Below are 26,398 nucleotides of genomic sequence, written 5' to 3'. Positions count from 1 at the left end.
CCGCTGATACTCAGTGGGCCCGTTCGGAGTGGGTGGGACGGACTGGGCGTGCCGAGCCAGGAAGATCGAGGACCTCACAGGTGAAGTGTTCCAACGTTCCGATTCCGGCGCACGGCGGTGTACTGGCTACCTTCGGTTCATCGCACCGGCGGGCCCGCTTTCGCCTCCCGCGTAGGCGCCGTATCCGTACCCGAGGGCTGGAGGACCCCGGACCCGATCAGCGCCTCGATCGCGGCGCTGTCCATGCCCAGCTCGGTGCAGATCTCCCGGGTGTGCTCCCCGGCAAGCGGCGCCTGACGGGTCGGGGGATCGGCTACGCCGGTGAATACGGCCGCGCGGGCGGCGGCGGGCAGGCTCATGGGTAGCTGGTCGTGTTCGACCCGGGTGTAGGACCTGCGGGCAGTCAGTTGCGGGTCGGTGAGCAGTTGTGGGAGTCGCAGCATCGCTCCGGCGGGAACGCCTTCCGCTTGTAGTTCGGCGGCGGCCTCCTGGGGGTTGCGGTCGCGGAGCCAGGCGGCGACGATCCGATCGAGTTCCGCTCGGTTCGCGATCCGGTACGCAGCAGTCGCAAACCGATTGTCCGACACGAGCTCTGGCCGATCGAGTACCCCGCACAGCGCGGCCCACTGGTGGTCGTCGTGCACGGTGACGACGCACCATTCGTCGTCACCCGCGCAGGCGTAGACACCGCTCGGGGCCGCGTACGGATCGGCGTTGCCGGGCGCGGTGACCGTACCCGGGCGCAGGGCCTCGGTCACCAGCTGGGTGCCGAGATGGACGAGGGACGTATCGGCCTGTGCCACTTCGATATGCGTACCGCGGCCGGTGCGGCGGCGGCCGATCAAGGTGGCGAGAACCGCGACCGCGGTGACCTGGGCGGCGATATGGTCGGGATAGACGGTCTGGCCGTCGCACAGTAGTTCCGCGTCGGCCGGGTAGCGCCAGAGGGCGGAGACACCGCACGAGGCACGGACGAGGGGGCCGTAGCCGAGGCGGGCGCGCCAGGGTCCGGCGCTTCCGAACGCGCTGGATTCGGAGACGACCAGGCGCGGGTTGAGTTCGGCGAGCACGTCGTAGGACAGGCCCATCGAGGCGAGCGTGCCGGGTTTGAAATTGGCGAGCACCACGTCGGCGTCCGCGGCCAGCCGCCGGAACACCGCGATACCGTCGGCGCTGCGCAGATCCAGGCCGAGGCTGCGTTTGTTGCGGTGTCCCCAGGCGACGGAGGCGGCGAGTGCGGAACCGCGCCGGGATTGGCGCAGGCCGTCCGGGAAGTTCGCGTTCTCGATCTTGATGACGTCGGCACCGTAGTCGGCGAACTGCCGGCTGAGTTCGGCCCCGAAGACGATGACCCCCAGGTCCAACACACGCAGGCCCGCGAGCGGGGCCGAGTCGGCGGCCCCGGTGGGCGCCGGATCGCGCCGGTCGACTGCGGAATCCGCCGAGCCCACACCGAGCCTCGCTTCGCCAGTGCGGGCTGGTTCGTGGCCGGTTCCTGCAGGAGCCGGTGTACGGGAGCCGGACCGGACACCGCCGCTACGGGTCGATTCGCCGCCCGCGATCATGGACTCCGGCACGCCGGCGCCGGTACCGGACGATCCGTGCTCATCCGTGGCGCCGCCGGTGGGGTATCCGGAGGCACCCCGCAGGGGTGCAGCATCGTCATATTCGCCGAGTTCAGGTGCCGGCGTGCGAAACCCGGCCCGGCGACCGTCGAACGAGACATAGCCCGACGGGACCCGCGCGCGCAGGCCCGAGCCGATTTCGGCGTCCATGAGAGCGCCGGATGCGGCGAAGTGTTCCGTTTCGAGTACCTCGGTCAGCGTGTGCACTCCCCCGACCGGAACACCGCGCCGGGCTCCCTCGGCCACGAGTTCGGCCTGGGTGTGCTCGGCGAAGAGTTTCTCGATCAGCGGGTGCAGGGTGTCCGCCGCGGCGAAACGAGCGGGGATGGTGTCGTATTTCGGGTCGGCGAATTCGGCGGGCGAACCGAGCCATTCGAACATTCCGCGCCATTGCCGTTTCGCCAGCATGCAGATCCGGACCTGACCGTCGCGGCACGGGAACACCGGATAGAAGTTCGCCGCGTCGGGACGGCCGCGCGGGAAGTCTTCCGACCGTCCGGCCGCCGCGGACCCCTGCGTACCGAATCCGGGATCGAAACCGTGCACGATCGCTTCGAATGCGGAGAGATCGACCATGTCACCCGCACCCGTGTCGAGGCGCCGGTGGTAGGCCAGCAATGCGGCCCAGGCGGCGTGGACGCCCACCGTTTCCTCGATCAGTCCGGCGGGCGGCAGCAGTGGTTCCGCGCCCGGCGCACCGGACCGGGACAGCACACCGGACATGGCGTACAGGACGGGTTCGGTGGTCTGCCAGTGGCGATAGGGTCCGTCCTGGCCGAAACCGCTGATCGACACCCACACCAAACTCGGTGCGCCGGAACGCATCTCGTCGGGGCTGACGCCGAGGCCGGTCAACCGGCCGGGTGGCTGGGATTCGATGAGGATATCCGCGGTACCGGCCAGTTCGCGCAACCGTTCTCGGCCGGCCTCGGTGGTGAGGTCGGCGGTGATCGCGTGCTTGTTCGCATTGCGCAACGCGAAGGGGATACTCACCCCATCCACGACGGGTTCGGCGGACCGTGAATACGACCCGCCGGGTTGTTCGATACGGACAACATCCGCCCCGAGGTCGGCGAGGTAGCGTCCGCAGGATTCGCCCAGTCCGTCGGTGAGGTCGAGGACACGGACGCCGTGCAGCGGCAGGGTCATCGTCGGCTCCGTTCGTTCTGCCATGGCGCTCATCGCGTTCCGAAGTAGACGGATTTCGCGGTGTAGTAGGGGGCGAGTCCTTCCGGACCCAACTCGCGGCCCAGGCCGGAATCCTTGACGCCGCCGAACGGTGCGTCGAGGTCGAGCTGGTAGTGATTGACGCCGACCGTGCCCGACTCGATTCGGTCGGCAATCGCCAGCCCGCGTTCCTCGTCTGTGGTCCACACGGTGCCACCGAGTCCGTAGCGGGAGTCGTTGGCGATTTCGATGGCGTCCGCTTCACCGTCGTAGGGAGTGATGGTCAGTACCGGACCGAAGATTTCCTCCTGCGCGATCCGCGCGGAATTGTGCACACCCTCGAACACCGTCGGCTCGACGTACCAGCCGGTGGGCAGGTCGGCGGGGATACCACCACCGGTGGTGATCCGATAGCCGTCCCATCGTCCCGATTCGATGAAACCGAGGACCCGGTCGCGCTGGGCGGCGCTCACCAGCGGCCCGATCTGGGTCGCGCGGTCCAGTGGGTCGCCGATCCGCAGGCCGCGTACGGTTTCGGTGACCGCCTCCACCACCTCCGCGTAGCGGCTGCGCGGTGCGAGAATACGGGTGCCGGCGTGGCAGGTCTGCCCGTTGTTCACCAGCGACACCTCGAGCAGGTTCGCCGCGAACACCTCGAGGTCGGCATCGGCGGCGACAATCGACGCGGATTTGCCGCCGAGTTCGAGGGTGACCGGCCGCAGCAGCCGCCCGCACACTTCGCCGATAGCGCGACCGGCCGCCGTGGAGCCGGTGAAGGCCACCTTGTCGACACCCGGATGCTCGACCAGATGGGCTCCGGCCTCCCGCCCGCCCACGACAATGTTCAAAACCCCGGGCGGGAGCCCGGCCTCCACCGCGGCGTCGGCAAAAACATAGGCGTCCAAGGCAGTTTCGGGCGCCGGCTTCAACACCACTGTGCAACCCGCGGCCAGTGCGGGGGCGAGTTTCATCGCCGCCAGCGACTGCGGGTAGTTCCACGGCGTGATCGCGGCGACGACGCCGACCGAGTCCCGGCGCACCACCGTGCGACCGCCGAAAGCGCTCGGCCGCACCTCGTCCCGTTCGGTGCCGCGGACCGCGTTCGCGTAGTAGCTCACCATGAGGCTCGGGGCGTACCCGTTGACATTGATCGACAATGCGATGGGCATGCCGTTTTCCCGGGTGGCCAGGGCGGCGGTGTCCTTCGCCCGGCTGCGCAGCGCGGCGGCGAACCGGTCGAGGTGCTCCGCGCGGTCGGTCGAGCTCAACGCCCGCCAGGCCGGCAGCGCGCGGCGTGCCGCGGCTACGGCGGCATCGATATCGGCTGCCGTGGCCGATGCCGAAGTGCCGAGTACCGTTTCCGTGGCCGCCTCGATCACCTCGACGGTTGCCTCGGTCTGCGGCTTCTCCCATTCGCCGCCGATGAACAGGGCGCGGCGGTCCAGAGTGGTGGTGTCCATATCCGTCCTCGGTTGGTGCGGAGGTGGTTCAGAGGGTGTCTTCGCGACCGAACAGCGTGGAGCTGACCAGCGGCGCCATCGGCCCGCCGACGAACAGCGAGATACGCGCGTCGGCAACGGGATTGGTCGACGTGCCGCGGATCTGGCGGACGGCTTCGACAGCCAGTCCCATACCGTTGACGAACGAATCCGCTATGTTCCCGCCGCTGGTGTTGACGGGCAGTTTCCCGATTCCCGCGGTGAGGTTGTCGACCGTGAGGACCTCGCGCGCGGCCGGGCCCGCCGGGGCCAACCCGTGGTCGATCAGGGCGGACACCGCGGGGCCGCTGAAGTTCTCGTAGACCTGCACGACGTCGACATCCTCGGGACCCAGACCCGCTGCGGCCCAGAGGCGGTCGGCGACTCCATGGCGGCCCGGCCGGCCCGCGAATCCCGCGCTCGTGTAGAGGTCGTCGTTGTCGATGATCGAGGAATAGCCGCCGGGCGCACCCTGGGCGCCCGCCAGGACATATGCGGCGTCGGCGCGTATCGCCTTGGCTCGCTCGGCCGATACCAGCACCAGCGCGACCGCGCCGTCGCTCTCGCGGGAGCAGTCGAAGAGGTGGAACGGTTCGGTGATCATCCGGGAGGCTTCGTAGGTCTGCTCGTCGAGCGGTTTGCCGTAGCCGGCGGCCTCCGGGTTGTTCTGGGCGTGGCGGTACGCGGCGAGCACCAGGGCCCGCATCGCCTCGCGCGGGACACCGTCGTGTTCGAGCAGGCGCTGGGTGCGCAGGGCACAGACCTGGGCGGGCGAGCCGACGCCGTGCGCGAGATAGTGCGGCCCGTAGAAGTATTTCGCGTAGCCGAGGCGTCCGGTGTCCTGCTGGGCCATCGACCGGAACACAACGACACATTCGGCCTGGCCGGTGGCGATGGCCACCGCCGCATTGTTGATCGCGGCGGCGACGGTACCGCCACCACCGCCCCACATCATGTTCGACCAGCGCACCTCGTCGACTCCCAGTGCCCCGCCGAGTATCGCGCCGTCGTGGCCGCCACCGGCGTAGGACACGAAACCGTCGAGTTCACGCGGCGAGATCCCGGCGTCGGCGCAGGCCGCGACGATCGCCTCGAGGGTCATCCGCAGTTCACCGTGCGGCGCCGCGCCGCGTTTGTAGTGGAGATCCGCGACGCCGACCACCGCGGCCGCTCCGCGCAGCAACGAACCGGTCACGACCGTGCTCCTTCTGTGGTTTCCCGCCGCCACCGCAGCAGCGGCCAGGTCGCGCCCTCGCCGAGCTCGATATGCCCGACGACCCGCTCACCGATCCGGACGGCCTCGGCATCGTCGCCGGTGAGGATTCCGAGAACCCGGCGATGACCGGCGGCGGGCAGCTCCACCAGGACTGTCACATACGGAATCCGGTCGGCGAGTTCGGTGATGAACGGGTAGTGGCTGCGTGACCAGGTGTATACGGTGCCCACGGGTTCGACTGCCTGCCAGCCGGGCTCGAAGGTATGGCAGGCACCGCAGATCCACTGCGGGCCCCAGATCCACACCCCGCACTGCCCGCAACGTTGCAAGCGCAGCTCGCCCGCGACCAGACCGTCCCAGTACGGCCGGTCCAGCCCGTCCTCGGCGGGACCCCAGGGCAGGCCACGGGGCGGCACCGTCTCCGGTCCCGACTCGCTCGTGCTCTGTCCATCGGGCACGACCGGGGGGCTTGCGGAATTACGCTCCGCTCCCGACTCCAGACCGGACCCGCCCACACCGTGCCCATCGGGCACGAGCGGGGGCCTTACGGGGTTACTCTGCGCTCCCGCATCCAGACCTGACCCGCTCATGCCGGGTCCCCGGGGACCGGGAAGTTCTCCAGCGCGGCGGCCTTCCAGACGCCGTCGTGCAGTTCCCAGATCGAACGCAGGCCGATCATGCCGTCGGGGGTGTCGTAGACCGTCTCCCCGATCTGCTTCCCGTCCTCGGCCCGGACCGCCTTGATCTCGTGGCCGTTCACCGCGCCCCGGGGTACGGTGACGCCGTCGAAGACGGCCGGCAGATTCTCCTGGACCATATCGGCCAGCGCGGCCTTCATATTTCCGGTCACCACATATGCGACGTGCCGTTCGTACAGCGCGCGGAAATCTTCTGCGGACATGCTTTTCTCCTTGCTCCCCCAGGTGACCCGGCCGTCGGCTCGGGCACCCTTCGCTTTTACCTTATGTCGTTAGGTATTTTTGGTCAACGGCCGAGTTCAGGCCCCCGCCGATATGCTCAGCCGGTAATGAAGTGAAAGCTTCCGTCGCCGGATATCCGGACGGCTTCTCCCGCCGTCTCGGCGGTCACCAACCGAGCCACGGCATCGGGCTCGATCGTGCTCGCGAGAGTCCGGCCGCCACCCGGTGTGCGTGCGGCGAGCAGGCCGCGTTCCGGCTCCCCCGAGCGGTCGTAGACCACGGTCCACGATTCGGTGGTGGCAGGTCCCGCATATTCGGGTTCGGCACGGACGGTCGGCTCACGGTCCACCGCGGCTTGAACATCGTCGCGGCGGAAGCCGGCCCTGGGCGGTTCGGTGCGGTACACACCGATTGCGTGTTTGGTCAGGTAGCCGCTGTTCGCAGTGATCAGACCGTAGGTTCCCGGGGATTCGCGCAGCCGGGTCGCCAGGGCCGCGATCGCGTGGGTGCTGTAGTTGTTCCATGGGCCACCCGCGAACGTCAGCCCACCGGTGACCGTCAGCGGCCGGCTCGGGTCATCGATCGCCAGCCCCAGTTCCCGGGCCGCCACCTGAACCGCCGAAGGGAAACACGAGTACACGTCGATGTGGGTGAGGTCGTCGAGCCCGACCCCCGCCAATTCGAGCGCGCGGGCACCGGCGAGGCGGATGGCCGGTGATCGGTCCAGTGCGCCGCGGGCGGCGATATCGCCGGTGTCGTGGGCCTCGGCACCTGACTGCGGGAACACCCAGTTCTCCCGGTCGATACCGAGTCTCGTGGCCGTCTCCACCGAACACACCAGCAGCGCGGCACCCTGCTCGACCATATTGTTCGAGTTCATCAGCTTCGTATAGGGCGCGGCGATCCAGCGGTTCGCGGCACCGGGTGTCGTGATCTCGGCGGCGGTGTGCACACGCGGTGTCCAGGCATACGGGTTGCTCGCGGCGACCTCGCTGAACCGGGCCCACAGCGCGCCGATCGTGTCGCGGTGCTCGGCGATGGACCGGCCGGCGCCGAGCCGCAGAGCCTGTTCGAAGAGCGGGTAGATATAGGCGGGCCGGTCGAATCCGGCGCGCATCTCGGTAGCCGAGCGCATCGGCACTTCGGGGACGAGGATCGGCGCGGCCGGCACCGACTCGTCCTGCACCGTCCACTGCGGGCGGATCCCTTCGCCGCGAAGCTTCATCCGGGTCCGCCACGATTCGGCGCCGCCGATCAGGACTACATCCGCCCGGCCCGCCGCGATGTCTTCGGCCGCCGCGTTCACCAGCACCTGCGGGACACTGCCGCCGCTGCCGGTGTATCCGGTGTGCCGGTGTTCGGCGCCGATCCGGGTGGCGACCAGCGCACCGGGATCCCGGTAGCGCCACGAGAGCAGGCCGACGATGCGCACCGAGTCGACCAGCTCGAGCAGCTTCGCGCTCCCCGCTTCGTCGGCGGCGCGGAGGGCGGCGTCGGCGATGAGGTCGACCGGTTCGCGACCACCCGCGCGGTCGCTGATCTGGCCACCGCCGACGAGTACCGGAGTACGAGGATCTGATGCCACAGTCACTAAGCTAATGTCTTTAGGTTATTTCCTCAAGGCCGGGCCTGTTCACAGCTGATCAAGCTCGTTCCGAGCAGGCCGGAGGCTTTCCATTTCCCGCGGAGGGACGGCCCGCAATCCACTCAACCGAATCGAATGGATACCGGACCGCTCACCAGCATTTCCAGCCGTTTGAGCAACTCACCTGCCAGAACCGAAATGATCAAGAAGCTACCGAACCAGCTCCACGTTTGACGCCATGATTTCTTCTTCCAGGCGCCTCCGGTTCCCGATACCTCACCGGAGGTAGTACCCCAGATCCCCCACCGCGCCACCATCCAGGCGCCGATAAAGACAAGTGTCGCCGCATAGTTCACCAGCAAAGAGCTGGAATCGTTTCGCCATAGAGCGATACCGACCAAGACCAGCCCCGTGAAAACCAGTAGAAGCACGATCCTGGTCGCCTGAATGACCACAGCCAATTGATCGTTGACGGCCGCGCGCGCCGACGCGCCGGCCGGTCCCCTGAAGATGGTCAGGAGGTCGATTCCACCGGCTTCTTGCAGCTGATCACGTAGTTTTCTCAGATCGTCCCGGCGATAGGACCACCAAGTCCGCCAGAATCTCCTCACAGCCCGGGGCGGGCGCGCAAATCCTCTGTGGTACAGCAGAGATCGGCTCTGCGAATCCGCACGGACGAAGCCTTTACCACGAACGTCTTCTCGCTCGACGAACCGACCATCACGTTTGGTTTCCCACCGGAATCTGGCGTCCACCCGGTCACCTCCACTGCGCGCCTGCCCAGGCCTGTGCTGGAAACAGCGGTGCCATTCACCCCGCACAGGGCGCTGACAAGGGGAGCCGTTATGAGTGCCGGTGTACTCGCATTTCACCCGCCACACACGACCTCGCGACCACCACACCATGGTGGCGAGTATCGCCATGATGACTGGGAAGATGCAGGCAATGGTCACCGGCCAGGGCACACCCCAGGGGCTCAGTTTGTCGAGGTATTCGGCGAAAACTTCGAGTAGACGTACCAGATGGTTGAAAACCTCACCCATGCCCTGAGGATACCGAGCACATGTTCCTATCCGACCGGTTTCGGAACATCAACTCGGTTCTCACGCAGTTGATTTCAGCGCACCATGGGCCGCCGACCATCCCGTACCCCAGCAACGAAGACGGCGAACGGAACCGACCCCCGCTCGGCCATCCTGGCCGCGGCGGAATCGTGTTTCGCCCGCTACGGCATCACCAAGACCACCATGGAAGATGTGGCGCGCGCGGCCTCGGTCTCCCGGGCCACGGTGTACCGCTATTTCGCCGACCGCGACTCACTGGTGAACGAATCGGTGACCCGCCGGGCCCGGGCGAACATGGGCCCGGCTCGCGCGTATATCGCGCGCTGGCCGACCATCGAGGACAAGCTGGTCGAGGGCATCTGCGAAGACATCCGCAAGGGCATGCTCGACCCGATGATGCACCGCCTGGTCTCTCCGCAGGAAATGATCCTGTCCACCCAGCTGCTCACCGATTCCGGACGCGCAGTCGAGCTCACCTACGAACTGTGGGAACCGGTACTCGCCGCCGCACAACAGGCCGGCGAGATCCGGGCTGAGCTGGATCTGCGCCTGGTCTGCGAATGGATCTCCGAAATCGAGATCATGTACATTTCCCGGACCGACGAGGAACCGGACCGACGAGGAAACCGGCACACTCGACCGGATCCGGGCGAAGATCCGCACCTTCGTGATCCCGGCCCTGGTCGCCGGCACCGCGTAGCACACCCAAGAGCAAAATCCACTCTCCTCGCCGCTGGGCCCGCATCACCGGCGCCGGCCGCCACCCTGGCAGCTCCGGCCTCCCCGGCCTGCTTCGCCGCCGATACCGGCACCTCGGACGCACCCGCGTCACCGATCGCGAACCTGTCCCCCGGCGACCTCTCTCGCGGTGCGGACAACTTCTACACCAGCGATCAGGTCACCGCGCCCAGCGCCCGACTTCTTCACCCAGAACCTGCCCTGACCGGCACACGCGCCACCGACCGGCCCGGCGCGCAAACCACACACCGCAACGGGTAGCGCCGCTCACCGTCGGCCCTCGACCTCGCGCAGCAGCCACCGGCAGCCGCGGACAAGTAGCGGGTGGGCCACAGCGAATTCGAGGTGGAGACCAACCGGCCGGATTATCTCCAGCAAGGGGAAGTAGGGTGCCCGGGTCGCATGCCCCTGACGTGCCAGGATGAACAGGCGATACGAGTAGTGGAACTCAGCCGGTCGCGACCGCGGCCGCGCGCCGACGAGTGGAGGCAAGATGCGGACACCCGACGACAGCAGCGTCCCGGACCTGTCGATCGGCCCGCTCGTCCGGGCAACTCACCAGGATCCCTGGAAGAAGGTCAGCGCGCAGGCATCGAAGGGCCGCCTGGTTTTCCATCCGGCCGCGGCGCAATCCGCTGCCCGGGAATGCGCCGAGGTCATGGGCACGGTGGGCGCTCTCCGGGAGCACATCTCGAATATGGGCCGCCTGAGCGAACTCAGCCACCTCGCGTCGGGCTGGTATCTGGCAAATCAGATCAACGGCACGACCAACACCATCGACGGCGTCATGGACAGTTTCCGGACGGTACTGGGCGAAATGCTCGACACCTTCAAACAGGCCGGCCGGAACTACCTCGATTCCGACGACCTGGCAGCAGCCGAATTCCCCGGCCCGGCCCGGCGGGCCATGCGCGCTTCGCTCGACGGTATCCGGCCACCGGCCGCACCCGGAAAACTCTCCCGGCAACCACCGAATGAGGGCCGCGAACCGGCCACCTTCAGCAAAGGGTCGAATACCGAGATCACCACCGTGGGCGCCCGTGATCTCACCGATGCAGATGACGCCGGCCAGGAGTCCGGAACACCGATCGAGGCAAGCGAATTGGTCCGGCCCGCGGACATGGACAACAGTATGTTCTACTTCGACGATTCCAACCAGGCGCAGCCGAAGTCGCTCCAGCAGGAGACGCTGGAAAGTGGTGGCGGCACGGAGAATCCGTATGCTCAGATGTGGCGCGACCTCTACGATCTGGGTGTCTCCACCCAAAAGGCCGTCAAACCCGTCTACCACCAGGCCGAGATGTGGAAATGGGTGGCCGGTGAAATGGGCAAGGCCGTCGAAGGTCTGGCCGATCGGCTGACGGGAATGCCGGAGAGTCTCTGGGACGGTGCGGGCGCGGAAGCGGCCAAAGCGGCAGTGCAGGACTATCACGCACGAGCCCGGGATTTCACCGTCCGGATGGAATCGTTCGGCGGCAATCTCGATTACACGTCGCGCTGGCTGAAGAACACCGCCAAGGGAATGCCCGACACTCCGGAACCACCGGAGCCTCACTTCACTGTCAACAATGCTCTTGGGGCCGGGGGCCCTGATCACACGGTCCCGCTGGGTGGAACGGCCGCCGAGGAAGAAACCGCTCGGCAACTCGACATCCACCGCCAGAACATGGAGAACAACTATGTGGTAGGCGTGCAGAACAGCTCGGAATACGTCCCGGCATTCCGGGAACTGCCCACCACCACACGCAGTCCCGGTGACACCACACCACACCCGACGGTGCCCGGTGCGACGGTGCCGAGTGGATCGACCACCGTCCCTACCGGCGGCGGGACCACAGTCCCGGGCGGCGGCGCATCGCCCGTGCCGGGAGGTCGGGTACCGGGCGGTGCGCTGGACGTACCCGCCGGGACAGTCACACCTGGCCCAGGTACACGCGGCGGGTATCCTCCCGTCGAATCCGCTCCCGCCCGGACACCCACCGGTTCCACACCCGGCACCCCCACCGGTCCCACGGATGCCGCCGGGCAGTTGTCCGACCTCGCGAAACAGGGACTGCAGAACGCCGGATCAGCCGCCGACGAGGCACTGAAGCAGGCCGCGCGGCCGGGAAGTATCCCGAGGATGCCCGCCACCCCCGGGATGCCGCAGGCGAATGGGCTTCGGTCCGGTGGGTTGTCCGCGGGCGGATCAGCTTCCGGTGGCACCGGATCCGGCGGGTCCAGTCCGGCCGCGCCAACACTGCGGAGCAGCCCCGCGCTGTTCCCCCGCGCCAGTCTGGAAGGCATGCTGGCCGGCGCGCGGCCGGCCGGTGCGATGGGACCGAACATGCCGATGAACGGCGCCCCGGGCACTCCCGGCGCAGGCGCCGGAAACCAGGGGCAGCAGGACAAGGAACACGAGCAGGCCAAGTACCTCAGGTCCAAGAAGCACCTCGAACAGGCACTGGGGGAGGGCCTCACCTTCACCAGATCCATAGTGGAATGACGCACACCTGGAAACTCTCCGACCTCGAATTCGTGGTCGCCTGGGAACGAAATCAGGCCGACCTGCTGCCCGACCCGTTCGTCTTCACCAGTCGCACCCCGCTCTACGAGGATTTCCGGTCCGAGAAAGCAGCCGTGCGGGAACAGCTGCGGACCGGTCTGGACCCCGCCGTGGATCAGGTACTGGAGATCATTGCCCGGCCCGATATCCGGATCGTTGTCCACGGCTGGACCGGTGACCCCGGCGATGCCGCGGGCCGGATCCGGCTGCTGGGCGTGCGGCGCGGTGACGCCGGGTACCTCGTCAAACAGCTGCCCGGCGAAACCGTCTGGCACGGTGGTGGCTACGTGATCAGTGAAGCCGACCCGCTGGCGTTGTCGGAGCTGGTCGCCGCCGAACTGCCGGAGAGCGGCGCGGGCGCCCGGGAGCCGACGGTACTGCGCTCACCGGCCGCCGATACCACCATGGACTACGCATACGGCCGCTCGGCGGTCATCGGCACCTTCGAGGAGTCCGAAGAGGAGCTGGCCGAACAGTTCCTGAACATCCCGGTGACCGGGCACGGCACGATCATGGTGGTCCAGGGTTACTCCCGCTTCGGGCCACGAGGAATCTGCCGGCAGGGTCTGTACTGGCGCGATCTGCGCGCGGACGGTCGCTATCTCATCCCGCTGGGCGATCCGCTGGTCGCCACACCGGCCGATCGCACCCGGCTGGCCGGCGCGATCTCCGAGGCGGTGGCCGAGGTGGTGGCCGCGATCCGTGACGAACGTCAGTGATCAAGCCAGGGGGCTCACTGCCTGCCGACGAAGGTCTGGTCCAGTAGTTCCCACGATAATTCGGTCACCAGCGCGGCCAGCGCTTCGCCGTGGGCACCGGGCCCGAAAGCCGGCCCCGGGGAGAGCCGAGCCGCGAGTTCCTGCAGCAGGCCGCCGACGATCATCCCGCGCAACTCGGTGAGCACGACATTACCGGAGTCCGCGTCGGCGCCCCCGACAGTGCGGTCTGCCGCCATCTGCCGGCGCAGCTCGTCGGCTTCGTCATCCAGAGCGACCGGAACCCTCCGTGTCCCTTGGTAGTTGAATCTGCTCAGCAGATTCCGGGCAGGATCCACTACGGGGAGATCACCCTCGGCCGCCGGGTCGATATCGTGTTCGACCACCTGCCGGAGCTGAGACAGCGCGCGCTCGACCGGTTGTGGACAATCGCCGGTGTCGGCCACCGCGGCCAGCGCAGCGGCGGCCGCGTCCCGCATTCGCCGGTATCTCAGTTCGAAATCGTCGGTCACACCACTCGCCCTTTCCCTGCCGCATCGTCTCCCGTGTCCGTATCGTCACGACCCCGGGCAGCGGCGCTTTTCCTGTTCGAAGGTAACGCATTCATCATTTTCTCGGCTGCCGCATCCCAGGTGAAATTGCCATTTCGAAACGCTGCTCGCGCCAGCGCGGCGGATCGCCACAGCCGCGGCACATCCGCTGTTTCCTCGATGATCCGATCGGCCCAGATCTCGACGGGTATCGGCCCCGCGTAATCCTGCGGAACCACCATTCGCCGGGAAATCTCAGCCGGAAAGCGTTCGCGGAGAAAGCGTCCGAAACCGCTGCTGTCCGGGGCCAGCACCGGCAGCCCGGCGGCCAGCGCCTCGGTGGAAACCAGCCCGAAACCCTCCGCACGGGAAGGCATGATCAACAAGTGTGCACGACGGAGCACTTCACGCTGTCGCTCCGGGTCCGTGGTAAACGGCACCACTTCGACCTCCTGGCCCGCGATATGGGACAGCATCCGCTGGGTGCGCTCGAGCGTTTCCGGCTGGGCTCCCACCAGGGTCAGATCGATACCTCCGCCACGCTCTCTGGCCAACCGGGCGATCTGCGCGGCCTCATGGACACCTTTACGGTCCGAATGCAACCGGCCTATCAGCACTACTTTGGGGCGGCCCTCCAGCGGGGGCTGCTCGAATTGCTCCGTCACGGTGATTCCGGGTATGAGTTCATGGACCACCGGCGCCCGCCCGGACTTCGCCGCGAGTTCCCCGGCGAGGCCGGCCAGAATCGGCCCCACCCCCGCCACGATATCCGCTTCCGCGGACAGCTCGCTCTCGAGGAATTTTATCGCCTCCCCTTTCCGTGGCTCACCGCGAATAGCCTCGCCGGTAGCGTCGTCGACGTGCAGGAAATGAATGAGCCGAGCGTCTGGGTACTGCACGTGACGAATGAATCGCGCGGCCCACCCGCCCCTGTTCTTGTGCGAGATAATCGTATCCACACCCTCCGGCAAGAGGTCGAGATCCGCGTCGAGTTGATCCTCGGGCGGCAGATCCGGATCGTAGGAACGGGGGCCGATCAACGTCACTCCAGGCGGTGGCGTCCATTCGTCCACCGGATGCCCGGCCCGGACGAAGACCTCATGCCCCAGGCGCGCCAATGCGGTGGCGAGTTCCCGGTTGACGGTGGCACTGCCACCGACCCCCGTACCGGCCCACCACCGGTTGACCAGCAAGATCCGGCGTCGTTCCCGCGGCTCCGCGCCCCGAGCCCACGCTGGTGTCCCGCCGTTGTCCGCGGTGCGCCGTCCCGCAATCTCGGGCCGCGTGTCTCCGACCGCTGGAGCAAAACTGTCGCGGAGCCGGTTCGATCGTAGGACGTCCACAACCCTGTCCTCCGCGGCGATCACCGTCCGGAGCAGTTGCTCGGTGACAGCCGGCGATCGACTCTGCGCGCGCTGGACGAGTTCCCCCCGAAGCCGGTTGACCAGGTCATGGCAGGCCCGTATCTGCTCCGCGGTCTCCAACGGCCTACGCAGCAGTTCATCCACCACCACGGCATCCGCCAGGTCCGGTCCATCGGCATCCGGTCCGCCCGGCACGGGTTCGCCGGCCAATTCACCTGGTGATTCTTTCTCTGTCCCAAGGTAACCGGACAGTCCCCCGACAGCGCCCGCAAGCGCGCTACTGTCCGAAAGAGGCCAGTCGGCTGTATCCGATGTGTCGCCACCAGAGCTGAACGGGTGCACCAGCATCGCACCAGCTGTCGGTCCGATTTCCGGAGAAGGGAAATCGCTGCCCGACTCATCGCGCCGCGCTGTAGCGGCGCCGGTCGCGACCTCGGCTTCCCCGGCGGTGGCCGCCGTCTCGGTGCGGGCTGCCTCGGCCATGGTTGCCTGGAAGAGCGGAGCCAACGCCTGCGCCGAATCCCTTCTTGTGGCTTCGGCGGCTTCGGTCTGGGCGGCGGCCCAGTCGATGCCGCCACCAGCCCACCGGTCTGCTTTCCGGATGGCCCCTTCAGGGATTCGGCCGCCGCGGCGGTGTTCGTGCGCCCACTGCCGGGCGTTCGTGGTCCGCACCTGCTGGTACAGGGCGTCCAGCTGCCCTGTCAGGTGGGGATAGCGCGCTTTAGCGGCTTCGATCAGCTCGAAAGTCGCCTCCGGATCAAGGACCTGGACCACGGGTTCCCACCGATCCGAATGAACACGCTCGGAATAAGCCCCGTCGACGGTGATCCGATGTTTCTCCTCGTACCGACCGTAAAGGTTTTCGCCGATGACCCGGTCTCCGCCGGCCAGCACTCCGACCACGTCATAGGAATCCGGATCGGTTTCCGAAGGACGCAGCGTCAGCCGCACCTCTTCGTCCCGGTCCACCGTCGTTTCATAATCGGCGGCGATCGCACGCAGCTCGTCGTCGCCGACTCCCGATGTCTTCATCAGCTCGAGAGCTGCACCGAGTTGCTTCGGATGCAGCAACAAACCCGTGGCATAGTCCGTTTCGATAGACCGGAATGCGCCCTGGCCGGACAGCGGATAGACACCGCCCTCACCGAACTGATTCATCGGGATCTCCACGCGCCAGCCGTCGGGCCCTCGTTCGACTCTCGGCGGCCCGCCGAATCCATCGACACCGATCTCACCGAACGGTGTCTCGACAACCGGCACGCCCCGCTCCGCGGCCAACCACCGCAACCATGCCTCGTCGTTGGCACTGATCACCGGCGGCGATTCACTATCGGTTCGCGCCTCGGGAACCACGACCCCGACAATTTTCACGCCGGGACCGAAAGTGCTGTTCACATACACCGGCGCACCCATTCGGCTCGCCTCGGCCATCAGACTGTCACCGGTTTCGGTCTCCGACCGCTGCTCGTCGACCAGCCAGCGCGTCGACAAATGGACATGCTCCGGCGGCAACGACACGAGCAGTCCGGCATGCAGCGGCGGGTGTCCGGCATCGATGAGATGCGGCTTATGGGACATATTCCGGTCTTCATCAGGGTCCCGATCACGACGAACACCGACCCGATCCGGATCCCGAACGAACACATCCGCGGGCGTCTCCCGCACGATGCGTCCGTCGGGCAGTAACTCCCGCAGCCAATTGCCTCGGGTATTCAACGGCACCATCACATACCGCCACCCAGGCCCATGATCCCGCGGATCCGTATCGCCGAGCAGATCCTCCGACGAGTCGGCATGTCCGGCATCCGGTTCCACCGGGTCGGGTTCCACATCGCGCGCACCCCACAGGCCCGGGCCTCCGCCACTCACACCCCCGAGTCCACCCGCAAGTGCACCCGACAGTGCAGCCCCGAACCCACCCGCAGCGCCCGGTGAACTTTGCTCCGCCGGCCCGGCAAGATCGGGTAGCGACGGCGCACGCGTAGAGGGTTCTACCGGCTGCAGCTTTTCCCGATAGAACTGCGGCCACTTCTCTTCGGGCACCCACCCATACGGCTCCAGAGGGCCGGGATGCGGCGGAATGAGGTCCTCGTCGTCATCCGCAGACTTACGCAGCACAATGGACAAGGTTTCTTCGACGGGGCCGCCGCGACCGGGTCCGACCTCGAAACGTTGCGCCCCGGCCGGGTCGAAACCGGCCGCCCGCGCCATCTCGAGCATCGAGTCAGCCGAGAGCATCGGGGGTGCGGGCTGTTTCGGGGCTCGGATCACCAGCACCCCGCCTGGCTTGAGTAGCGTGTGGGCAGCGTGGATGGCTTGCCGTACTTCTTCCGGACCGGCGGCATGGATTCCGGACGCCAGGATGACATCGGCAATCTCGGGATCTTCGCCGTGCTCGCGAATCCCCTGGATCAGTTCAGCGCTCGCGGCAGCCATACCGTCTTCACGCCCGATATAGGTCCCCGACCCGACGAGCTGGGCCAGAATTTCGGCCGCATGCTCCGCGCTGGTCGCATAGCCCACCGCCTGCAAGCGTTGCTTCCAGTAGTTCATCAGGAAGGAATTGACGAAGGGGCCCTTGCCCATAGCGATGTACATGTATTCGGGAACTCGTCCGGCAGCCAAGCTCTCGACTTGCCGCTCGATGTAATGCCGGCCAACCAAACCCGGCCCGAAATCGATCACCGTACCGGGCTGTCCGGCAGTCGCCCGCCGTGCCGAGAAGGACACGCTCCGGCCGTCGACATCGAGTCGCCCATTGGTCAAATCGACAGTGACACTTGCCCGCGCCAACACCACCTCCCCCGCAGCTACGTCTTCGGCGAACGATTCCGCGACATCGCGGACGAATTCCGTCAAATGTCCACGCAGCCGCGCATGGTCGACCTGGGTCAGTGAACGAAGGACCGCACCTCGATCGTCGTCTTCCGGCAGTGCGCGAACCGCGACACCTCGATCGTCTCCGGCGAGCGCGCGCAGCACACGCCCGAGACGACCCTCCGCGAATCCTTCGACACCGAACAGTTCCTGCAATTCCGGGGACCGCGTCAGTTCACCGCGAATCGCTATCTCCCCGTCGCTGAACACCTCCTGTACGCACGGCAACAGGAATCGAGAGAGGACTTCAGCTGTCCGGAGATGTACCGGGAAACCGACAGCATCCAGCACCGCCCGCATCGGATCCTGTTCCGAACCATCGTGATCCAGAGCCCCCGCATGGGCCTTGTCGCCAGGGGGTTCCCGACCGGAATCGGCCGGCAAGGGTTCCGGCGCGGGTTGCGCAGGCGGTAGCGCGTCACCAGCAGTGCCAGTGTTCTGCGTGTCGGGCGGAGAATCGGAGCTGTCATACGCCGGATTCGCGGCCGGACCCCCGGATTCTCCGCCCATTCGAGCATCCGTGGGGTCCAGGCCCTCGACATCCGGTACACGCGGTACGGGTTCGCCGACACCGATACTTCCGGGGAAGTAGTCCAGGCTGGGGATAGCCTGCGATTTCCCGTCCACCAATGGAGTTCCCGGAGTTCCGTCCGGATGGATGACCATCCCGAAGATCTGCGGGGAGCGCCACATGTCCTCAGCGCCGGCCACCCACTCCCCGAAACCCATCTCGGCGCCGTTGTCGACAACCTTCACCTCGGTGCCATCCCGGAACACCGCCACCACATGGGATCCCACCCGGCTGCCCCGGGAGAAACCCCGATAACCCACCGCAGCTACCACAGCGTCACCGGTTGTCCGCACCTGTTCGAACAGCGCCGCCGGGTCGGACCAGCCGCCGGACTCCCAATCGGCGCCCACGAGCTCCGGTGCTCGCCACCCCAAGGTGCCCGAATACCTGGCCAGCGGAACCGGCAATCGCTGCGGAACTGCCAGGCCGAGGCTCGCGTATGCCGCATCACGAGCCCGGTAGACACCGAGGAGATCGGTCCGGCCCAGGTCGAGGTCCGCCTCGGGAGACCGCGTTTCATAGCCGTAGACAACGGGCCACACCACGTTGTCGAGCCGGTTATCGATTGCCTGGCCCAACCGGTCAGCCAATGTCGCCTCGACCTCGGCGAGTTCAGCTGCGGGGTCTGCTTTTCCGGTCGGCCAGACCTCTGGTCCGGACAGCCGGAAGTACTCTTCGGCAGACCGATTCAGTTCTCGAGCGAGCCGGACGAGCTCGTCCGCACGGGCCGACCACTGGGCCCGAGCCTCGGCGAACTCGAGCAGTAACTCCGGCAGGGCCGGCTGACCGTGCCGATCGCGGAACCAAGTTAGACCTGCGATAAGTTGGAGAGCCCGCAAGTCGGTGATTTCCACACCGGCCAGCGCCGGATGCTCGGATTCGGCGGCGGTGGCACGGTATTCGATGAAACGCCTTTCGGCGAGGCCGATCTGCGCCCGCGCCCAGGCGATGGCCGATCGCAGCCGGCCGACACCGATGATGCGTTCGGTGGCCGTGGCGAATCGCGCCAGCACCGCAAGTTCCGGATCTAGATCGTCCAGCGACCGCGCATCCTGGGTATTGGGGTCGTGAACCTGTTCCAACCGGACGGCCAGTTCGGCGACTCGTTCCGGCGTCAGCCACCCCACCGGTGTGCCCAGTTTCCGAGCCAACTCGGTGGCTGCCTCGTCCCAGCTCGCCTGCAGCACGTTCCGCAGGCCGGCGACCAGCTCATCGCGGCTCATCCCGTCTGGAGGCAGTGGAGCTTCGGACTCCTGCCGCAGCCGGGCCGATCCCCGGGCAAGCCGCTCCAGACCGGGTTCGAGCTGTACCGGCTCACCGAGGGAGATACCGCTTTCCTCGGCCAGCTCGAGGATCTGCCTCAACCGCTCGGCGAATTCGGACCGGAACTCGATCAGTTCCGTGGCCCGCGCTTCATATGAACGGACTTCCTCGCCGGCCGGTGCACCGTATTCGCTGGACCGCCGATAGAGCTCTTCGGCATGCTCCGCGAGATCGTCCAGCCGCCGGGCGATATCCTGCCGGGCGGCCAGGGCCGCCGGGTCCGCGGTGAGAGGCTGGATCAGATCTTCCGCTTCGATCCACGCATGCAAGGCTTCGATTCGGTCGAACTGGTCCTCCCAGGCGACCGGAGACTGCATGGAGTCGGGGTTCTCCGGGTCGGCACGGAAAGTACTGCTGACCCCAGGTCCCGCGTACCGGACCTGGTAGATACTCTGATTCAGCCACGGCAGTGCCGAAGGGGCCGTATGGGTTCTCGCTGGATTCACTGTGGGCAGGACCGGCCAGCGCAACTGCCGATGTCGATCGATCGGGGCCGGAGCCCGCTGCGCGGCCGGTGACACCTGGCCGGTCGGTGGAACCGCGAGATCATACGAGTATGACAACGGTTGCGGGCCGATAATCCTCGACATCGCCGTCTGCACGATGCCCTTGCCGACGATCGCTACCGGGGTGACACCTGCCGACGGCACAAAATATCTGCGGACCGCCCCGATGGCCACCACCCGCTGGGCCAGCAGATCGGTAGCGCGGCGGGCTCCGGCGTTCCCGGCGGCTTCCGAACCGTAGCGGAGCACCATAATGGTGGCGACCGAGCGGCCGTCGGGATTGCCCTTCCGCATGAACTCTGCAGCCAGGCGTACCGCCGCGGCGGGTTCGCCGGAGGGGAATCCCGCTGCGGGATCGGGTACGTAGGCGATGATCTGTTCCGCAGCGAAGGTCGTGTCACCGAATTCGAGCACGATCACTCCGCGACTATCCGGACCGGGCAGGTTCAGCAGCCGAACCGGGGGCCCGCCCGCTGCGGATTCGGTGGCGACCACCGTGTCGAGAAATTGCTGGATCGACTGTAATTCGCTCAACCTGGAAAGGTCCGCCGCATCGGCCTGCCTGCCCGCCTGATCGATACGAGCGCGTAGCTCCGCTGTTTCCTGCTGCAACAACCGGCGATTGTGCAGATCGCGAATAGCCGGCGGCACGATATCCAGTTCCCCGAACAATTGGGGATGGGCACGGGCCAACTCCGACCGCACGGCGCTATCGGCATTCGTCCAGAACGCGACCGCCCGATCCAGTCGCCCCAACTGTTCACGCCTCTCATACGGAGCGGCGGACCAGGCGACCATGACGTCGACTGTTGCCGTAGCAGACCGGTCTCGGTCTTCCGATGGGGCGGGACCGATCGTTCCACCTTCCGAGTAGCCCCACAGAATCGTGTCTGGGGCACCGACCGCACGCACCACATCCATGCCGATCTCGACGGCGGTGAGGCCTTTCCGGTCCAGATCGCGCCGCAATGCCTCGACCCCGGCCGGCCTGCCGTGCTGCTCCGCGGCCGCGGCGGTGTCCGACCGATGTCGGAACGCGCTGACATACACACGCTCCGCCGGACCGACCGGTATGACACGGCCGAGGCTGCGGAGGTTACGCATCTCGTCGATTTCGTCGGCGAGGCGCTCCGCGTGCAGGTGGTGGGTACGGGGATCGCCACTGGAGGAGTACGGGTTCGGCGGCTTCGTCGAATCCGGGTCGATTCCGCGGGCGCGATCCCAGGCGGCGGCGAAGTACGCACCGTGGGACCGGCCCTCGATCCGCGGCCCGTCGGTCGCCAGATATTCCCGGAGAGCACGAACCCCGGCGCGGTGGGCCGCAGCGGAGAAATGGCTGCGGTCGATGCCGGGCTCTTTCGTGTTTCCGTACAGCTTCTCGGCGTACTCGAAGCTATCGATGAACGCATCGAAGTACATCCGCACAGCAGGGTCGACCAGCTCCGCGTCGAGCCCTTCGAGATCCCCCTCGGCGAACCGGCTGAACGCCAATCCATAGGCCTCGGCGTACCGGTCCACCATCACCCGGGTGTACTCATCTCGCGGCAGGGTCGCCCGCTCCCACGCCTGGTCCACCTCGCGCAGCTGCTCGGCCAGGCGGGCCGCCACGATCCTGTCGCGCGCATTCCGGGCCTCGGAGGCGCGGCTGTCCAGGATCAGTGTCCGGGTGATCGGGTCGTACGCCGTCACCGCACCGCCCCCCGCAGGATTCCCCGCCGATGATTCGTCCGGTCCGATTCCGGCAGCACTCACCTGGCCCCGGACAGCGTTCTCATCCAGCGCACCGGACATCCACTCATCGAACTCCGGGCGCATCAGGTCCTGCATCGACCTTCCTGTCTGCGACGGCCAGTTCGCGAAGCTGTCGTAGTCCTGTCCCAGCACCCAATCCACCACGTGCCGCACCAGCTTTTCCGCCCCGCTGGGTTCGGGCGCCGCGGCGGTGAGACCCACTGCCGAATCGGTACTTTCGGTGGCGTACGGGTGCGTCCCAGCAAACTCGGCAGTGCGGAGCCCCGGGTCGGTGGACTCGACGTGCACGAACAGGGCGCCGGTCGTGTCCGGATACACCCGCACCGCACCCGGCGACTCCACACCGGGCCGCAGATACCCGCCCGGGTCGCGCCGCACCGCATCGGTGATCGCATCGAGCAACCGCCGCTGTTCGGCCTCGATTACCCGGCGCTGCCTGATCAGGTCGCACAGCACCCGCACGCGGTCCATGAAACGAGGGTCAGCCGTTGCCCGTTCTTCCACCCAGAAGAAGTCTGCCGCGGACCTCTCGAGAGCGTCCGCACCGAACTGCACCGACATGTCCCGGAGCAGGTGCTCGATCCGCTCGCGCCTGGCATCGAACTGTCTGGCTGCACGCTCAGCCGCGTGGTATTCCCGCAGCAATTTCTCCGTCGCACGAGCCGCCAGCCACGTGGACGGTACGTATTCACGGCTTTCCGGCCGAGGCCGGTCTACCTGCCGGGCATCCCATTCCGCGCCTGCCTCCGCCCGGCGACTCAAACCGATATCCGGATCGTCGGGATTGTCGAACACCCGGTTGGCGAGCAGTGCCCGGACCCCCGCCGCCCGGCTCGCCTCCTCTCTCCCGGTCCGCGACTGCGCGTCCGACGCGGTGGCACGATGGGTGTCGACCGCCCGCAGACAGTCCTGTTCCACCTGCCGCAACCGGAGTAGATCGATCGGCTTTTGCGCCGGCGCCGGGGGCACACCGTACCCGGCCTGCTCCATCGCCCGCCGGAACTCCGCCCGGCGCAGGAACGCCTCGGCCGAGACTTCGACCCACCGCTGCACGAACGCGTCCCGGTCCATCGCGCGGATCCGGGCAGGCGTGACTTCCACCTGCCCCTCTAGCACGGCCTCCACCAGCGCCGAGGCCCATACGAGCGCTGACGCCTGCGTGAGCTGATCGCGCCCGGCGGTCGCGATCACAACCTCCATGGTTGCCGGATCGAAGACGTCTGGCAGATCCGCATCGCGGTCGGCGTCGAAACGAACGGCCACACCACCATCCGCCAGCACCAAAGCCGCCCGGCGGCCGATTTCGTGGCGCGTCAGCAGCTCCCGGACCTCGGCCGCACCACGCTCCGTGGGCCACACTCCCACGTCGCTCCAGCGGAGGGGCCTCGTGGACCGCAATCCCGCATCGTTCCGGACGAGGGCGACATACTTGCGATCCGCCGGCTCGGCACCGACCCGGAAGCCGGGGCGGTGGTCGCCCCGGCCACCGCCCGCCTCGGTGAAACGGACGGGGGCCCGCAGATCATCGATGTCGTTCAGGCCGGCCGCGGTGAGAGCGTCACGCAGCCGGGCCGCGGGATCGGGGACTTGATCCGGGCTGTCGGCATCCGGTACGGACTCGCCGATGCCGATGCCTTCGTCGAAGTAGTCCAGGGTGACAATCGCCCGCGATTTCCCCTCCACCAGTGGTGTTCCCGGAGTTCCGTCCGGATGGATGACCATCCCGAAGATCTGCGGGGAACGCCACTCGTTCTTACCGCCGGCCACCCACTGGCCGAAACTCATCTCGACGCCGTTGTCGACGACCTTCACCTCGGAACCATCCCGGAACACCGCCACCGCATGGGATCCCACCCGGCCGACTCGGAAGGGAGCCCGATAGCTGATCGTGGCCACCACGGCGTCACCGGTTGTCCGCACCCGTTCGAAGAGCGCACCCGGATCGGGCCAGCCGCCGGGCTCCCAATCGGCACCTACGACCTCCGGTGCTTGCTCCCCGTCGATCCCCGAATACCTGGCCACCGGAGCCGGCAATCCCTCCGGAACCGCCAGGCCCAGCGCCGCATACGCCACATCCCGGGCCCGGTAGACGCAGAGGAGATCGGTCCGGCTCAGGTCGGGTTCCGTATCGGGTGACCGGTATGCGGCGAGGTCGCCGACCGGTTCCGTGGTGGCGAGCAGGCTGTCGATATCGCTGTCGAACCCGGCGGCCAGGGCCTTGTCGATCCTGGCGAGGTCGGCCGTCCAGTGTTCTTCCCCGGCGGGCGGGAGGTAGGACTCGGACCGCCGGGAATGTTCCATGGCCAGCAGATCGAGTGTCTCGGCGAGATCGCGCAGCCGGGCTTCGCGGGACGACCACAAAATCCGGTACTCGGCGAATTCGAGCAGCCTCTCCGGCAGGGTGGGCTGATCGGCCGAGCCGCGGCGCGGACGCGCGCCCGCGCCCTTCCGGAGCGCCGGCACATCGGTGATCTCCACGCCGGCCAGCTCGGGATATCCGGATTCAACGCCGGTGTCACGGTATTCGATGAATCGCTGTTCCACGAGGTGTACCTGTGCGCGAGCCCAGGCGATGGCGGATCGCAGGCGGCCGATACCGATCATCCGATCCGTGGCCGTGGCGAAGCGCGCCAGCACCACCAGTTCCGGATCCCGGTCGCCCAGCATCAGCGCGTCGCGGGTATTGAGGTCATGGACCTGTTCCAACTGGGCAACCAGCGCGGCGACTCGTTCCGGCGTCAGCCAGCGCACCGGAACACCGACTTTCGGAGCCAGTTCGGCGGCCGCCTTGTCCCGGTGGGCCTGCAGCTCAGTCCGGGTGGAGGAGACCCGTTCGTCGCGGCTCATCTCGTAGTCCGGGAGCGGAACATCGGATTCCAGCCGCAGCAGCGCCGATTCGCGGGCAAGCCTCTCCAGTTCGGCTCCCAGTTTCACCGGTTGACCGCGGCGGATCCGGTATTGCTCGGCAAACTCGAGTGTCTGCTCCAACTGCCTGGCGAATCCGGATCGGAGTTGGATCAGGTCCCCGGCGCGTTCCGCGCGCAATTTCTGATGGGCACTGCCCAGCACCCGATACTCGGTCTGTGCCCGATAGAGCATTTCGGCACGCTTCGCGAGTTCGTCGAGGAGCGGGCTGATCTCCCATTGAGCGAACGCGACCGTCTCGTCCGCGGTGACGGGCGGGATTCTGTTCTGCGCCTCGATCCACGCGTACAAGCTTTCGATCGCGTCGAACTTCTCGTCCGAGGCGACCGGACGGTGCAGGTTGCGGGCATCGTCCGGGTCCTCGAGGAAAGTACCGTCGTCCTCGAGGAGGGGACCGTCGGCATCGGGACCCGCGTAACGGATCTGGTAGACAGTCCGATTCAGCCACGGCAGCACCGGAGGTGTCGATTCGGTCCGCATCGGATCTGCCGTACGCCTGAACGGCCAGGGCCACTGTCGCTTTCGACTGCCCAGGCCGGTATCCCGACCCGCAGGCGGCGACGCGGAGGGTGATACCGGGCCGGCCGGCGGGTGCTCCTGCACCTCGACGGTTTCCGGCAGGCGCGAGCCGATAGCCTCCCGCATTCTCGCGCCCTCGGTGCTTCCGGCCACGATCCGCAACCCAGGGTTCTCCCGCACCGGCACCCCATGTTCGCGCACCGCTTGCACGGCGGTCACCCTCCGGGCCACCGCATCGGCGGCGCGTTGCCTTGCGGCGTCTCCCGCCGCTTCGGGTCCGAAGCGGAGCACCAGCACGGTGGCTACCGGGCGGCCGCCGGCATTCCCCTCGCGTGTGAGCTCCGCTGCCCGGCGCACCGCAGCGGCGAGTTCGCCGGTCAGAAATCCCTTCGCGGTATCGGGCGCATAGGCGATGAGCTGTTCGGCGGCGAAGGTCGTATCACCGAATTCGAGTACGAGCAGGCCGGGGTGATCCGGACGGGGCAGGGTCAGCAGCCGGGCCGGAAACCCGCCTGTCGCGGATTCGGTGGCGACCACCGTGTCGAGAAGTCGCTGAATCGCCTGCAATTCACTCAACCTGGCATGATCTGCGGCCGGTCGGACCTCCCGATTCGCACGCTCGCGCAACTCCGCGATTTCCTGCCGCAACAACCGGCGATTGTGCACATCGCGATTGGCCGGCGGCACGATATCGAGTTCCCCGAACACTTCGGGACGGGCACGCGCCAGCTCCAGCTGCAGGGTGATATCGGCACCCGCCCAGAACGCGACCAGCCTGCCCAGCAGTTCTTCGGCCGACGCATCGGGCTCGGCGGGAATCCCCAGATCGCCGGCCAGCTCCCGGATTGCCTCATGCGTGGTATTTCGATCTCGACCGGTTTCCATCTGCCGACGTTTGTCCAGATCGCGGGTGTCCGGTATGTCGGGCGGAGCGCCGGCATGTAGCAGCAGGAACTCGGCGAGCTCGCGTACCACAA

Annotated in this window: 12 protein-coding genes (1 of these 12 cut by a window edge); 3 read left to right on the top strand and 9 right to left on the bottom strand. The window is 67.2% G+C overall.

Annotation, left to right across the window (positions count from 1 at the left end):
- Nucleotides 1-137: 137 nt before the first annotated feature.
- The 7 genes from ACIA75_RS16830 to ACIA75_RS16800 form a co-directional block, all read right to left on the bottom strand.
- Nucleotides 138-2,774, bottom strand: coding sequence for a CaiB/BaiF CoA transferase family protein (locus ACIA75_RS16830; protein WP_397105360.1), 2,637 nt, complete (start codon nucleotides 2,772-2,774; stop codon nucleotides 138-140).
- 29 nt (nucleotides 2,775-2,803) lie between these two features.
- A complete protein-coding gene (locus ACIA75_RS16825) occupies nucleotides 2,804-4,252 on the bottom strand; it encodes an aldehyde dehydrogenase (RefSeq protein WP_397104688.1) in 1,449 nt (482 codons plus the stop codon).
- Between the two features lie 28 nt (nucleotides 4,253-4,280).
- A complete protein-coding gene (locus ACIA75_RS16820) occupies nucleotides 4,281-5,465 on the bottom strand; it encodes a thiolase C-terminal domain-containing protein (RefSeq protein ID WP_397104686.1) in 1,185 nt (394 codons plus the stop codon).
- A complete protein-coding gene (locus ACIA75_RS16815; protein ID WP_397104684.1) occupies nucleotides 5,462-5,944 on the bottom strand; it encodes a Zn-ribbon domain-containing OB-fold protein in 483 nt (160 codons plus the stop codon). The genes ACIA75_RS16820 and ACIA75_RS16815 overlap by 4 nt, the downstream gene beginning before the upstream one ends.
- Before the next feature lie 128 nt (nucleotides 5,945-6,072).
- Nucleotides 6,073-6,387, bottom strand: a complete 315-nt coding sequence (locus tag ACIA75_RS16810) for a hypothetical protein (protein WP_397104682.1) — start codon at nucleotides 6,385-6,387, stop codon at nucleotides 6,073-6,075.
- Nucleotides 6,388-6,503: 116 nt separating this feature from the next.
- Nucleotides 6,504-7,991, bottom strand: a complete 1,488-nt coding sequence (locus tag ACIA75_RS16805) for an acetyl-CoA acetyltransferase (protein ID WP_397104680.1) — start codon at nucleotides 7,989-7,991, stop codon at nucleotides 6,504-6,506.
- Between the two features lie 122 nt (nucleotides 7,992-8,113).
- A complete protein-coding gene (locus ACIA75_RS16800) occupies nucleotides 8,114-9,034 on the bottom strand; it encodes a hypothetical protein (protein WP_397104678.1) in 921 nt (306 codons plus the stop codon).
- 84 nt (nucleotides 9,035-9,118) lie between these two features.
- On the opposite strand from ACIA75_RS16800, the gene ACIA75_RS16795 reads away from it, so the two are divergent.
- The 3 genes from ACIA75_RS16795 to ACIA75_RS16785 all read left to right on the top strand — a co-directional run bounded on the left by ACIA75_RS16795 (nucleotide 9,119) and on the right by ACIA75_RS16785 (nucleotide 13,057).
- Complete coding sequence (locus tag ACIA75_RS16795; protein WP_397104676.1) at nucleotides 9,119-10,054, top strand: TetR/AcrR family transcriptional regulator; 936 nt, start codon at nucleotides 9,119-9,121, stop codon at nucleotides 10,052-10,054.
- Between the two features lie 232 nt (nucleotides 10,055-10,286).
- Nucleotides 10,287-12,278 carry a hypothetical protein gene (locus ACIA75_RS16790; RefSeq protein ID WP_397104674.1) on the top strand — a complete coding sequence of 664 codons (1,992 nt, stop codon included), beginning with the start codon at nucleotides 10,287-10,289 and terminating at the stop codon, nucleotides 12,276-12,278.
- A complete protein-coding gene (locus ACIA75_RS16785; protein ID WP_397104672.1) occupies nucleotides 12,275-13,057 on the top strand; it encodes an ESX secretion-associated protein EspG in 783 nt (260 codons plus the stop codon). Before ACIA75_RS16790 ends, ACIA75_RS16785 begins: the two co-directional genes overlap by 4 nt.
- Nucleotides 13,058-13,071: 14 nt before the next feature.
- On the opposite strand, the gene ACIA75_RS16780 is transcribed toward ACIA75_RS16785, so the two are convergent.
- Nucleotides 13,072-13,566, bottom strand: coding sequence for a hypothetical protein (locus ACIA75_RS16780; protein WP_397104670.1), 495 nt, complete (start codon nucleotides 13,564-13,566; stop codon nucleotides 13,072-13,074).
- Nucleotides 13,563-26,398 carry the final stretch of a glycosyltransferase gene (locus ACIA75_RS16775; protein WP_397104668.1) on the bottom strand. The gene runs 23,392 nt beyond the window's last position, so 12,836 of the gene's 36,228 nt are visible here — the last part of the coding sequence; its start codon lies off the right edge, out of view; it ends in the stop codon at nucleotides 13,563-13,565. Before ACIA75_RS16775 ends, ACIA75_RS16780 begins: the two co-directional genes overlap by 4 nt.

Source organism: Nocardia sp. NPDC051750, from assembly GCF_044453135.1.
Taxonomy (GTDB): Bacteria; Actinomycetota; Actinomycetes; order Mycobacteriales; family Mycobacteriaceae; genus Nocardia.
This window is presented reverse-complemented; position numbering and strand designations above follow the sequence as displayed.